Raw genomic sequence first — 12,716 nt, 5'->3', positions numbered from 1 at the left:
GGCCAGCTCTATCGCGGCGCCAAGCCGGTGATGTGGAGCCCGGTCGAGAAGACCGCGCTGGCCGAGGCGGAGGTCGAATACGAGGACGTCGTCTCGACCCAGATCGACGTGGCGTTCGAGATCGTCGACATGCCCGCTTATCGGTATTTCGACGGCTTCAGCAAAGAATACGCGCGCTACGGCTCCCCCTTGGCTGTGATCTGGACCACAACGCCCTGGACGATTCCCGTAAATCAAGCGCTCGCTTACAATCCCGACGTCGAATACACGATACAGGCTGTCGAGGTCCATCAGGGGCCACACGGGCCGGCGCTGCCGATAGATGAGCAAAAACAGCTACTGCCTTACGCACAGCGATGTGTTCTCATCGCCCGCGACTTGGAGGAAAGCTTTTTTAGGCGGCTACAGAAGAGCCTGGACGCGCAGTATGGAGAAGCGAAATATTCTGTCTGGCCGTATGAGCTCGGTACCGGCTATCTGAACTCGCTCGAAGGCAAGTATCTCGCCGGCGCCGTCGCCCGCCATCCGATGCACCATCTCGGCGGGTTCTTCGCTAAGCCGCGACCGTTTCTGCCGGGCGATTTCGTCACCACCGATGCCGGCACCGGGCTCGTCCACATGGCGCCCGATCATGGCGAGGACGATTTCCTGCTCTGCAAGGCGCAGGGGATCGAGCCGGTGTTCGCGGTCGATGGCGCGGGGATGTACCGCGCCGACTGGACGTGGCTCGGCGGGCAGGGCAGCGTCATCAACAAGAAGTTCGTCGGCGCCGACGGCCCGATCTGCACCGACCTGCGCGCGGCCGGCGCGCTGCTCGCCGCGAGCGACGATTACGCGCACAGCTACCCGCATTCGTGGCGGTCGAAGGCGAAGGTGATCTTCCGCGCCACCCCGCAATGGTTCATCGCGATGGACTCTCCTTCTCCCCTTCAGGGGAGGTCGGGAGAGGGGCAGCACGCGGGTGCTGCGCATCGTGCACGGCCCCTCTCCCCGACCCTCTCCCCCGAAGGGGAGAGGGAGAAGGGTAACGTCCCAACCCTCCGCGACCTCGCGCTCGATGCGATCTCCCGCACCAGGTGGGTGCCCGCCCGCAGCGAGAACCGCATCCGCGCGATGGTCGAGCAGCGCCCCGACTGGGTGATCTCCCGCCAGCGCGCCTGGGGGGTGCCGATCGCGCTCTACGTCCACCGCGCGACGGGCGCGTATCTCAGCGATCCGGCGGTGAACGCGCGGATCGTCGACGCCTTTCGCGCGGGTGGGGCGGATGCGTGGTTCACCGCCGATCATCAGGCGCTGCTCGGGCCGGACCACGCGCTCGCGGACTATGAGCCGCAGCGCGACATCCTCGACGTGTGGTTCGACAGCGGCTCGACCCACGTCTTCACGATCGAGCAGCGTCACGGCGAGGGCGTGCGCGCCAACCTGTATCTCGAAGGCTCCGACCAGCATCGCGGCTGGTTCCAGTCGTCGCTGCTGGAGAGCTGCGGCACGCGCGGGCGCGCGCCGTATGACGCCGTGCTGACGCACGGCTTCGCGCTGGACGACAAGGGCCGCAAGATGTCCAAGTCGCTCGGCAACGTCGTCGATCCGCTCAAGGTGATCGGCGAGAGCGGGGCGGACATCCTGCGCATGTGGGTCGCCTCGACCGACTATTTCGAGGACGTGCGGATCGGCAAGGAGGTGCTGGCGACCGCGTCCGACGGCTATCGCAAGCTGCGCAACACCTTCCGCTACCTGCTCGGGGCGCTAGACGGCTTCACCGACGACGAGCGTGTCGCGGTCGCGGCGATGCCGGAGCTGGAGCGCTATGTGCTGGAGCTGCTCGGGCGACTCGACGTCGAGCTGCGCGCGGCGGTGGAGGCCTATGACTTCACCCGCTATCTGCGGCTGCTGACCGACTTCGCGCAGGACGACCTCAGCGCCTTCTTCTTCGATGTCCGCAAGGACTCGCTCTATTGCGACGCGGCAAGCGACGCCACCCGGCGGGCGTATCGCACCGTGCTCGACACGCTGTTCCACGCCCTGGTCCGCTATGCCGCGCCGATCCTGGTCTTTACCGCCGAGGAGGTGTGGCAGGCGCGCTTCCCGTCGGAGGACGGCTCGGTCCACTTCCTCGAATGGCCCGAGCTGCCGGCGCTGCCCGGCGACGACGCGGTCGGCGAGCGGTGGCGCGAGGTGCGGGCGCTGCGGCGCGCGGTGACGGAGGCGATCGAGCCGCTGCGGCGCGACAAGGTGGTGCGCTCCAGCCTGGAGGCCGAGGTGTGCGTGCCCGCGCTGCCGCTGTCCGCGCCGGCGCTGGCCGAGGCGTTCATCGTCGCGCGCGTCGACAGGGGAGAGCTGGGCGTGACGCGGACGGCGTATCTGAAATGCGGGCGATGCTGGCGGCACCTGCCGGATGTGGCCGAGGACGGCGCGCTGTGCGACCGCTGCGACGCGGTGGTCGCGTGAGCGGTCGTCGTGGTGTGAGCCGCTCCCCGGCGCCCGCGCTGATCGCCGCGACGCTCGTGTTCGCGGTCGATCAGGCGGTGAAATACTGGATCACCGGCGTGCTCGATCTCGACGATCTGGCGGGCGTGCGCGAGGTGACCGGCTTCTTCCGCTTCACGTTCGTGGCCAATTGCGGGATCTCGCTGGGGCTGCTCGGCAGCTTCAGCGACACCGCCTGGGTGCGCGTGGCCCTGACGGTCGTGACGTCGGGGATCGCCGCGGCGGTGCTGGTGTGGCTGTGGCGCGAGCGGTCGCCGGCGGACCGGCTGGCGCTCGGCTGCATCTTCGGCGGCGCGCTCGGCAACATCGCCGACCGGCTGATCCCGGCGCCGCTGTTCGGCAAGATCACCAGCGGCGGCGTGCGCTATCCCGGCTGCGTGATCGACTTCGCCGACCTCCACATCGGCGACTGGCGTCCCTTTTTGGTCTTCAATGTCGCCGACGCGGCGATTACGGTAGGCGTGCTCGTCCTGTTGGTGCGGGCGTTGCTCGGGCCGCGGCGCGGGCAGGTTCAGGAGAGTTCCCATGCGTAAGATGATGGCGCTGGCCGGGGGCGTCGCGATCGCCGCGGCGCTGAGCGGCTGTGGCGGGCGGCGGCTGGGCGGCCAGGGGCCGGACGAGTTCGCGGTGGCGCGCCAGGCGCCGCTGGTGATCCCCCCCGACTATGCGCTGGTGCCGCCGGCGCCCGGCGCGGCGCGGCCGGGCGACACCAACCCGCAGGCGCAGGCGCTCGACGCGCTGTTCGGCGGCTCCGCGCAGCGCAGCGCCGCCGAGCGCGGCGTGGTGGGCCAGGCCGGCGGCGACAGCGCCGATCCCGGTATCCGCTCGGCGGTGGGCGATCCCAAGACGACCGTGGTCGACAAGGGCGCGACGACGCGGGACATCGTGGCCGCACCCGAGGGCGACGGGCAGGACGCCAGGGCCGTCGCCAAGTGAGCGAGAGAGTGTAGCGCAGCTACGCTCCACGCTCACTGGCCCGGCCGGCGAGGCTTCAGCCCCGTCCGACGACGCGGCTTTGGCGCGGCGTCGCCCGTTCAAGAACACGAAAGCGGGATCCCGGCTCAAGGCCGGGATGACGCGAGTGGTTGCAGCGTCAGAGCGCCTCCCGCCACGCCGCCAGCCCGCGCGCCAGGTCGGCGATGAGATCGTCGGCGTCCTCCAGCCCGATCTGCAGGCGCACCATCGGCCCGGCGCGCGCGGGTTGGGGCAGGGCACGATGGCGATCAGGATCGATGGGGATGGCGAGGCTCTCGAACCCGCCCCAGCTATAGCCGATCCCAAACAGCGCCAGCGTGTCGATCAGCGCCGCGCGGGCCTCCTCGCCGCCGCCTGCCAGCGTGAAGGCGAACAGCCCGGCGGCACCGTTGAAGTCCCGCACGAACAGGGCGTGGCCGGGGCCGCCGGGCAGGGCGGGATGCAGCACGTCGGCCACTTCAGGCCGGCCCTGCAGCCATTGCGCGATCGTCAGCGCCGATGTGCCGTGCTGCGCGAGGCGGATGGCCATGGTCCTGAGGCCGCGGCTGCCGAGCCAGCAATCGTCGGGGCTGGCGACCTGGCCGAGCTGGAAGCTGGTGTCGCGCAGCGCCGTCCAGCGTTCCGGCGTAGCCGTGACCGAGCCGAGCATCGCGTCGGAATGGCCGACCACATATTTGGTGCAGGCGAGGATCGCGAGATCGACGCCGTGCGCGAGCGCAGGGAACAGCAGCGGCGTCGCCCAGGTGTTGTCGAGCAGCGTCGCGCAACCGCGCGCGCGGGCGGCGGCGCAGATCGCGGGCACGTCCTGCACCTCGAAGGTGAGGCTGCCGGGGCTCTCGAGGAACACGGCCCGGGTGCGCTCCCCGATCAGCTCGGCGATGCCGCCGCCGATCGTCGGATCGTAGAAGCGCGTCGTGATGCCGAGCCGCTGGAGCAGCCCCGATGCGAGGCTGCGCGTCGGATCATAGGCGCTGTCGACCAGCAGCAGCTCGTCGCCGGGCGATAGGACGGAAAGCAGCGCCGCGGCGATCGCGGCGACGCCGGACGGATAGAGGAACGTCGCGTGCGCGCCCGGCTCCAGCTCGGTCAGCGCATCGGCGAGCGACCATTGCGTCGGCGTGCCCCGGCGGCCGTAGAACAGGCGGTGATGCGTGTCGCCGGCGCCGCGCGCGCGCAGGTCAGCGACAGAATCGTAAAGGATGGTCGAGGCGCGCCAGACCGGCGGGTTGACGACGCCGCCGGTCCATTCGGGGCGGCGGCCTGCCTGCACCACGCGGGTGGCGGGGGAGAGGGGCTGGTCGTCTTCCGGCATTACGGCTCCCGTCATGCGTGCTCCCCGTCATGCTGAACTCGTTTCAGCATCCATGGTCGGATCGGGCAAGACGCTCAGACGAGAGGGCTAGACCGGAGATGGATGCTGAAACAAGTTCAGCATGACGGAGGCCGGGGCTGCCGTCGCGGCGAAGCCGCGTCGTCGGTCGTAGCTACGCTACGCCGGCCGGGCTTGCGCGAGTCAGCCGGACGTCGCCGGCTGCCGCGCTATGCCGCCCCCATCGCCTTGTGCGTGTCGCGGCTCGCGCCCCATTCGGACCAGCTGCCGTCGTAGAGCGCCCCGTCCTTGCCCAGCAGGTGCAGGCCGAACAGCAGCGTCGCCGCGGTGATGCCCGAACCACAGGTGGTGACGATCGGCCTGTCGAGATCGACGCTCGCCGCGGCGAACGCCTGGCGCAGCGCCTCGCCCCGCTTCCACGTCCCGTCCGCCTCGAACAGCTCGGTATAGGGCAGGTTCTTCGATCCCGGGATGTGGCCGGCATGAGTAGCGGGCCGCGGGTCCGGCTCCTCGCCGGTGAACCGCGCGGCGGAGCGGGCGTCCAGCACCTGCTCGCCGCCGCTGCTGAGATTTCGCTGCATCTGATCGAGCGTGCGCACGCCCTCCGCGCCGGCCCAGACGGTGAAATGGCGGTGGCGCAGCTGCTCCTTGCCCGCTGCCGTCTCGCGGCCCTCGGCGCGCCATTTCGTCAGACCGCCGTCGAGGATGGCGACATCGTGCGCGCCGAAATGGCGCAGCATCCACCACGCCCGTGCGGCGGTGTGCCAGGGCGAGGTGTCGTAGAGCACGATGCGGCTGCCGTCGCCCAGGCCCAGGCTCTGCATGCGGCTGGCGAACTTCTCCGCGGACGGCAGCATCATCGGCAGGTCCGTGTCGGTGTCGCGCAGCTCGCCCAGGTTCATGAACACCGCGCCGGGGATGTGCGCCTGCTCGTATTCGGCGCTCGCGTCGCGGCCGCCGGCGGCGTCGAGATAGGTCGCGTCGACGATCCGGAGGTCGCTCGCGCCGAGCTCACTCGCCAGCCATTGCGTCGTTACCAGCGCGTCCATGCCGTCAGACTCCTGTTCCTCGTGGCGGCCTCAGTAGCCGTCGGGGCCACCTGCGTCGAATTGGCGCAGGAACGCCGCCGCCTGCGCGCGGGTCGCCTGCTGTAGCTCGCCGGACTGCCGATGCCAGTTCCCATAGACTGTCCCGAGCCGACGGTTGCGCCCGAGCGTGTCCTCGTGGCGCGCCAGGAAATCCCAGTAGAGCGCGTTGAAGGGGCAGGCGTCCGGCCCCAAACGCTGCTTCACGTCGTAACGGCAGTGGCGGCAATAGTCGCTCATCCGATCGATATACGCGCCCGACGAGACATAGGGCTTGGAGCTGAGCATGCCGCCGTCGCCGAACTGGCTCATGCCGAGCGTGTTGGGCAGCTCGACCCATTCATAGGCGTCGAGATAGACCTCCAGATACCAGCGATGGACCTGGGCGGGGTCCGCGCCGATCAGCAGCGCGAAATTGCCCGTCACCATCAGCCGCTGGATGTGGTGCGCGTGGGCGGTGGCGAGCGTCTGGCCGATCGCCTCGCGCAGGCAGTGCATGTCGGTCTCGCCGGTCCAGTACCAGGCCGGCAGGTTGCGGGTGTGGCGCAGGTGATTGCGGTGGACGTAATCCGGCCCCTCGCGCCAGTAGACGCCGCGCATGTATTCGCGCCAGCCGATGATCTGGCGGATATATCCTTCCACCGAATTGAGCGGGGCGCGACCGGCGCAATACTCGGCCTCGGCGCGGCGGCAGAGGTCGAGCGGGTCGAGCAGGCCGGAGTTGAGGTAGGGCGACAGGATCGAGTGCCACAGATGTCGCTCGCCCGTGAGCATCGCGTCCTCGTAATCCCCGAATTTCGGCAGCGCGTGGGCGAAGAAATACGCGGCCTGCGCCTCCGCGTCGGCGGCGGTGACCGCCCAGGCGAAGCCGTCGAGCGAGCCGGGATGGCGCGGGAAGCGTTGGGCAACGAGGTCCAGCACCTCGCGCGTGATCGCGTCGGGTGCGAAGGCGAGCGGGCGCGGCATGAGCAGGTCGTCCCGCGCGGGTTTCCGGTTCTCCTTGTCGAAGTTCCAGCGGCCGCCCGCGGGCTTGCCCTGATCCATCAGCAGGCCGGTCTTCGCGCGCATCTCGCGGTAGAACCATTCCATCGTCAGGCTCGCCCGGCGCTCGGCCCATTCGGCGAAGTCGGCGTGGCTGGCGAGGAAGCGGGTATCCGCGCGGATCTCGACGGGCAGGCCGAACAGCGTCTGCCAGACGTCGAGCATCGCCGCGACGCGCCATTCGCCCGCCTCGGTGGCGACGATGCGCTCGGGCGCGTGGCGCGCGACGGCGCGGGCGACCTCGCCGGTAAAGCTGCCGCTGTTGTCCGGATCGTCGAGGCGGACATAATCCACCGTCCACCCGGCCGCCCGCAGCGCATCGGCGTGGTGGCGCATCGCCGAGAGGATGTAGGCGAGCTTCTGCCGGTGGTGGCGGACATAGGTCGTCTCGTCGGCGACCTCCATCATCAGCACGGCCGTGTCCGCCGGGTCCGCGTCGCGGAGCGCGCTGATGCCGAGCGAGAGCTGATCGCCGAGAATCGGGACGAGAACGGTCACGTTCTCTTTTTATTCCGCCAGGCGGCGGCTAGATAGCCGCGATGACGGCTCCCCTTCACCTAGGTCATCCCAGCGCACTGCCCGCCTCGCCGGCGGCGGCGGTGCTCGACTATGTGCCCAATCCCCGGCCCGGGCGCACCTATCTCGTCCGGTTCGCGGTGCCCGAGTTCACCTCGCTGTGCCCGGTCACCGCGCAGCCGGATTTCGCGCATCTCGTCATCGACTATGTCCCGGGCGAGACGATCGTCGAATCCAAGTCGCTCAAGCTGTTCCTGGGCAGCTTCCGCAATCACGCCGCCTTCCACGAGGACTGTACCGTCGGCATCGGCGAGCGGCTGTTCGGCGAGATGAGGCCGCGCTGGCTGCGGATCGGCGGCTATTGGTATCCGCGCGGCGGCATCCCGATCGACGTCTTCTGGCAATCCGGGTCGCCGCCCGTCGAGCTCTGGCTGCCGGATCAGGGCGTGGCGCCCTATCGGGGAAGGGGCTGATCCGTCGCTCGCCCGCGGTGAACCGCTTCGCAGCTGCGGCGGTCGGCCGTGTTGCAATGCAACATCGGTGCAACCATATCTTTGTTAATCGGTTCATCCGAGTGCAAGGTGGACGTTGTGCAGGAGCATGAGCGGAAACATGGGTCAGGCCTCTGACGCGACGCGGATCACCCGGCTGGCGCTGATCGGAAACTTCCTGCCGCGCCAGTGTGGTATCGCGACCTTCACCACCGACGTCTACGAGGCCACGCGCTCCCGCTTTCCCGAGATCGCCGTCGACGTATACGCGATCGACGACGAGCCCGGCGCCTACGCCTATCCGCCCGAAGTGACCTGTGCGATCGCCGAACAGGATCTGGCCGACTATGTCGACGCCGCGCGCCGCATCGGGGAGAGCGGGGCGCAGGCAATCTGGCTGCAGCACGAATACGGCATCTTCGGCGGCCCGGCGGGCGAGCACATCCTGCAGCTCCTCGATCGCACCACCGCGCCGCTGATCGTGACGCTGCACACGGTGCTGGAGCAGCCCGATGCCGACCAGCGCCGGGTGATGGAAGGCCTGCTGCGGCGCGCCGCCAAGGTGGTCGTCATGGCCGAGCGCGGGCGCGAGATCCTGACCCGCGTCTACGGCGCCAACCCGCGCCAGCTGGTGCTGATCCCGCACGGCGTGCCGGATCGTGCGCTGGTCGATCCGGACAGCTTCAAGCCGCGGTTCGGCTGGGAAGGGCGCCAGGTGGTGCTCACCTTCGGCCTGCTCTCGCCTGGCAAGGGCATCGAGACGGTGATCGAGGCGCTGCCGCAGGTCGTCGCGAACCATCCCGACCTGCTGTACGTCGTGCTCGGCGCGACGCATCCGCATCTGGTGGCGCGCGAGGGCGAGGCCTATCGCGACCGGCTCAAGGCGCTGGCCGCGGAGCGCGGGGTCGCCGACCATGTCGCGTTCATCGACGGGTTCGTCGCCTACGATCGCCTGATCGACTATCTCCAGGCCGCCGACCTCTACTGCACGCCCTACAAGAACCCCGCCCAGATCACGAGCGGCACGCTCGCCTATGCGGTGGGCGTCGGCAAGGCGGTGGTCTCCACTCCCTATGTCCATGCCTGCGAGATCCTGGACGGCGGCCATGGCGTGCTGGTGCCCTTCGACGATGCGGCAAGCTTCGGGCGCGAGATCGGCCGTCTGCTGGGCGACGCCGCCGCGCGCCATGCGCTGTCGGAGCGCGCCTATGCCCGTGGCCGGACGATGATCTGGCCGCGGCTGGCGGAAGCCACGCTCGCCGCGACACTGGAGGGGGTCGCGGCGCGCCCGCGCCGGCTCGCCAAGCCCGACCGCAAGATCGAGGCGCTCAAGCCCGACATGGCGGCGGTGGAGCGCATGAGCGACTCCACCGGCATGCTGCAGCACTCGATCTATTCGGTGCCCGACCGCCGCCACGGCTATTGCATCGACGACAACGCGCGCGCGCTGATGCTGATGAGCGCGATGCCGGGGCTCGATGACGCCCAGCGCGACAAGTGGACGACGATCTACGGTGCATTCGTCCAGTACGCCTGGAACCCCGAGGCGCGCCGCTACCGGAACTTCATGAACTTCGACCGGACCTGGTGCGAGGACGTGGGGTCCGAGGACTCGAACGGGCGCACCCTGTGGGCGCTGGGCGTGACCGCGCGCGACGCCAAGGACACCAAGCATCGTGACTGGGCGACCAACCTGTTCGATGCGACGGCCAGCCTGGCGCTGGAACTGCAATCGCTGCGGGCGCAGAGTTTCGCGATGCTGGGCGCGGCGGCGATGCTGGAGGCCAGGCCCGGCCACGAGCTGTCGCGCGCCATCCTGGCCCGCTTCCCCGACGCGCATCTCGCGGTGCTGGAAGAGACCCGGCGGCCCGAATGGCAGTGGTTCGAGATCGTGCTGGCCTATGACAATGCCCGCCTGCCCCAGGCGCTGATCGCCGCCGGGCGTGCCCTGAAGCGGGCGGACCTGGTCGAGTGCGGGCTGTCGACGCTGGCCTGGATCTGCGGGAAGCAGACCTCGCCCGAGGGTCGTTTCCGCGCGGTCGGCACCGAGAGTTTCCATCGTCCCTATGGCCAGCCGCTCAAATACGACCAGCAGCCGCTGGAGGCGCAAGCGACCGTCGACGCCTGTGTCGAGGCCTTCCGCGCCACCCGCGATCCGCGTTGGGCGGCGGAGGCCGAGCGCGCCTATCGCTGGTTCCTGGGTGTCAACGATCTCGACCTGCCGCTCGCCAGCCAGGAGGACGGCGGCTGTTTCGACGGGCTGATGCCGACCGGACTCAACCGCAATCAGGGCGCGGAGTCGATTCTGGCCCTGCAGCTCGCTTCCTGCGCCATTTCGGGGCTTGGCCAGGCGGAGCAAAGCGTGGCAGGGACGCAAGTCGCCGCCGCGTAGCCTCGCTCGCGCCGGTTGGGCGTAAGGTTTTGGGGCGGGGCGTTTTCTGCATGGATCTGGTGACCCACGGCATGCGGCTGCACGCGGACCCGTCGCGCGTCGTGGTGCGCCCGTTCCATATTGCGCAGAAGGGCGGCGGCCGCACCGAGCGGCTGGTGCGCGAGGTGCTGGCGATGACCGCCGCCGAGGCGCGCGCGCAGCTGGAAACCGTGCTCAAGGATTTCGAGGCGCGGCACTGGCAGACCCGGCGCGTGTTCATGACCCGCTACGACCAGGTCGAGGAACTGCTCGGCCTCAACGGCGCCGAGATCGGCGACGAGCGCCGCCAGCTGATCGGCGCCTATTTCTGTCACGAATACAGCTACGCGGCCGCCGCGCTGATGAATCCGAGCGCGGTGCCGCATTTCGACCAGTCCGGCATGCCGGCGGGCTCGATGCGCCTCCTGATGTCGATGCGCGCGGTGGGCGAGGGGCACATCTCCTCGGTCGCCTTCCGCGAGGGGATCATCACCGAAGATCGGCAGCTGAAGCTCGCGCCCGAGCCGCCGTTCGCCACCGCCACCGACATGGTGACGCCGGGGCAGGACGAGGAGCAGCCGGAAGGGCCGGTGACGATCTATCGCCACCGCGACAGCACGCTGTCGGGCACCGTCATCTTCCCGATCACCGCCGCGCAGTCCAAGGGACTGGAGGATCTGCGCATCGTCCAGTTCCAGCATGACGACGAGAGCGTCGAATGGATCGGCACCTATACCGCCTATAACGGCTCGGTGATCCAGTCCGAGCTGATGCGCACCCGCGACTTCCGCGCGTTCGATCTCGTGCCGATGACGGGCGCGGCGTCACGCAACAAGGGCATGGCGCTGTTCCCGCGCAAGGTCGGCGGCCAATATATGATGATGGGCCGCTCGGACGGCGAGAACCTGTTCCTGCTCAAGTCCGACACCCTGACCCATTGGGATGACGGCGCGAAGATCCTGACGCCGCTGTTCCCCTGGGAGCTGGTGCAGATCGGCAATTGCGGGCCGCCGATCGAGCTGGACGAGGGCTGGCTGGTGCTGACCCACGGCGTCGGCGCGATGCGCAAATACTCGATCGGCGCGGCGCTGCTCGACAAGAACGATCCGGCCAAGGTGCTGGCCCGCACGCGGGAGCCGATCCTCGCGGCCAAGGACCAGGACCGCGAGGGCTATGTGCCCAACGTGGTGTATAGTTGCGGCGCGATCCGGCATGGCGACCAGCTGTTCCTGCCCTACGGGATCGCGGACAGCTCGATCGGCTTCGCCTTCGTGCCGATCGGGGAATTGCTGGCGGCGATGGGCTGAGGCGCAGGCGCCGCCACGCCTGCGCCGGTGCTCGGCATCGCCGCGCAGCGCCTCGGCCGGCCGGCCGGCCGGCCGCAGCCGAATCCGTCCGACGTCACGACGGCGGCTTTGCCGTCGGCGCTTGCTGGGCGGCTGACGCTGACCTCGCCCCGCCGTTCAACTCACCTCGACGTCAAGCACACGCTGCTTGTCGCGTCTTCCGATAAAGCCACCACACCAGCGCCACGAACAGCGCCGTCCCGCCGATCAGCGCCGGCAGCGCGAAGCCGTCGCCCACCAGCGCCAGCGGCGCGTCGCCGCCTGCGGTGGCGACGATGCCGGCGAAGGCGACGCCCCACAGGCTCTCGCCGACGATCATCCCGGTGGCCGTCAGCACGCCCAGGCGGCGCGCCAGCTCGGGGTTGCCCGTGCGGTCGGCCCAGCGATCGTAGAGCCAGCCGACGAACGAGCCGATCGTCACCGGCAGGATCACCGCCATCGGCAGGTAGATGCCGATCCCGACCGCGAGTGGCGGCAGGCGCAGGCGCCCGAGCGCGCCGAGCGTCTCGTCGAGCGCGATGAAGATGACGCCCGCCACCGCGCCCCAGCCGAGCATCGGCCAGTTGAGGCTGCCGCCCAGCACGCCCTTGGCCAGCGACGAGATCAGCCCCGCCTGCGGCGCGGAGAGCGCGTTCGGCCCCGCGCCGGGCGCGCCGGCGAAGCCGAACGCGGTGTTGAGCAGGTCGAGCACCGGCGGCACCACGAGCGAGCCGAACACCACGCCGATGATGAGCGCGACCTGCTGCTTCCACGGCGTCGCGCCGACCAGCTGGCCGGTCTTGAGGTCCTGCAGGTTGTCGTTGGCGATGGTGGCGACGCCGAACACGACGCCGGTCACGATCAGCGCATAGGCGACGAGCGCCGCGCTGGTCTGCGGCGTCGTGTCGCGGCCGAACAGCCCGACCAGCATCAGCGCCGAAGCGAGCACCGACAGGATGCCGATCCCCGACACCGGCGAGTTGGACGCGCCGATCAGCCCGGCCATGTAGCCGGTGACCGCGGCGATCGCGAGCCCGACAACCGCGACGAACACCA

The 12,716-nt window shown here is 69.6% G+C and carries 10 protein-coding genes; 6 read left to right on the top strand and 4 right to left on the bottom strand.

Features of this window, described 5'->3' with window-relative positions; all coding sequences use genetic code 11:
• The 3 genes from ACFE64_RS13095 to ACFE64_RS13085 all read left to right on the top strand — a co-directional run.
• Positions 1 to 2,448 (top strand): isoleucine--tRNA ligase (locus tag ACFE64_RS13095; RefSeq protein WP_375392906.1); only part of this gene is annotated, 2,448 nt, incomplete at its 5' end.
• Between the two features lie 14 nt (positions 2,449 to 2,462).
• Positions 2,463 to 3,020, top strand: a complete 558-nt coding sequence (lspA, locus tag ACFE64_RS13090; protein WP_375392905.1) for a signal peptidase II — start codon at positions 2,463 to 2,465, stop codon at positions 3,018 to 3,020.
• Complete coding sequence (locus tag ACFE64_RS13085) at positions 3,013 to 3,423, top strand: DUF3035 domain-containing protein (protein WP_375392904.1); 411 nt, start codon at positions 3,013 to 3,015, stop codon at positions 3,421 to 3,423. The genes lspA and ACFE64_RS13085 overlap by 8 nt, the downstream gene beginning before the upstream one ends.
• A 157-nt stretch (positions 3,424 to 3,580) precedes the next feature.
• On the opposite strand, the gene metC is transcribed toward ACFE64_RS13085, so the two are convergent.
• From metC to ACFE64_RS13070, 3 genes are all read right to left on the bottom strand, one after another.
• A complete protein-coding gene (gene metC / locus ACFE64_RS13080) occupies positions 3,581 to 4,789 on the bottom strand; it encodes a cystathionine beta-lyase (RefSeq protein ID WP_375392903.1) in 1,209 nt (402 codons plus the stop codon).
• A 212-nt stretch (positions 4,790 to 5,001) separates the two neighbouring features.
• Positions 5,002 to 5,841 (bottom strand): 3-mercaptopyruvate sulfurtransferase, encoded by an 840-nt coding sequence (gene sseA, locus ACFE64_RS13075; RefSeq protein WP_375392902.1) that lies wholly within the window; start codon positions 5,839 to 5,841, stop codon positions 5,002 to 5,004.
• Between the two features lie 30 nt (positions 5,842 to 5,871).
• Entirely contained in the window at positions 5,872 to 7,416 is a 1,545-nt protein-coding gene (locus tag ACFE64_RS13070; protein WP_375392901.1) for a cryptochrome/photolyase family protein, read from the bottom strand.
• 41 nt (positions 7,417 to 7,457) lie between these two features.
• On the opposite strand from ACFE64_RS13070, the gene queF reads away from it, so the two are divergent.
• From queF to ACFE64_RS13055, 3 genes are all read left to right on the top strand, one after another.
• Complete coding sequence (queF, locus tag ACFE64_RS13065) at positions 7,458 to 7,907, top strand: preQ(1) synthase (RefSeq protein ID WP_375392900.1); 450 nt, start codon at positions 7,458 to 7,460, stop codon at positions 7,905 to 7,907.
• Positions 7,908 to 8,046: 139 nt separating this feature from the next.
• A complete protein-coding gene (locus tag ACFE64_RS13060) occupies positions 8,047 to 10,317 on the top strand; it encodes a glycosyltransferase (RefSeq protein WP_375392899.1) in 2,271 nt (756 codons plus the stop codon).
• Positions 10,318 to 10,367: 50 nt separating this feature from the next.
• On the top strand, positions 10,368 to 11,642 hold the full coding sequence (locus tag ACFE64_RS13055; protein ID WP_375392898.1) for a glycoside hydrolase family 130 protein: 1,275 nt from the start codon (positions 10,368 to 10,370) through the stop codon (positions 11,640 to 11,642).
• 172 nt (positions 11,643 to 11,814) lie between these two features.
• Here the strand turns inward: ACFE64_RS13055 and ACFE64_RS13050 are convergent.
• Positions 11,815 to 12,716 (bottom strand): OPT family oligopeptide transporter (locus tag ACFE64_RS13050; RefSeq protein ID WP_375392897.1); only part of this gene is annotated, 902 nt, incomplete at its 5' end.

It is taken from the genome of uncultured Sphingomonas sp. (genome assembly GCF_964250165.1).
Taxonomy (GTDB): Bacteria; Pseudomonadota; Alphaproteobacteria; order Sphingomonadales; family Sphingomonadaceae; genus Sphingomonas.
This window is presented reverse-complemented; position numbering and strand designations above follow the sequence as displayed.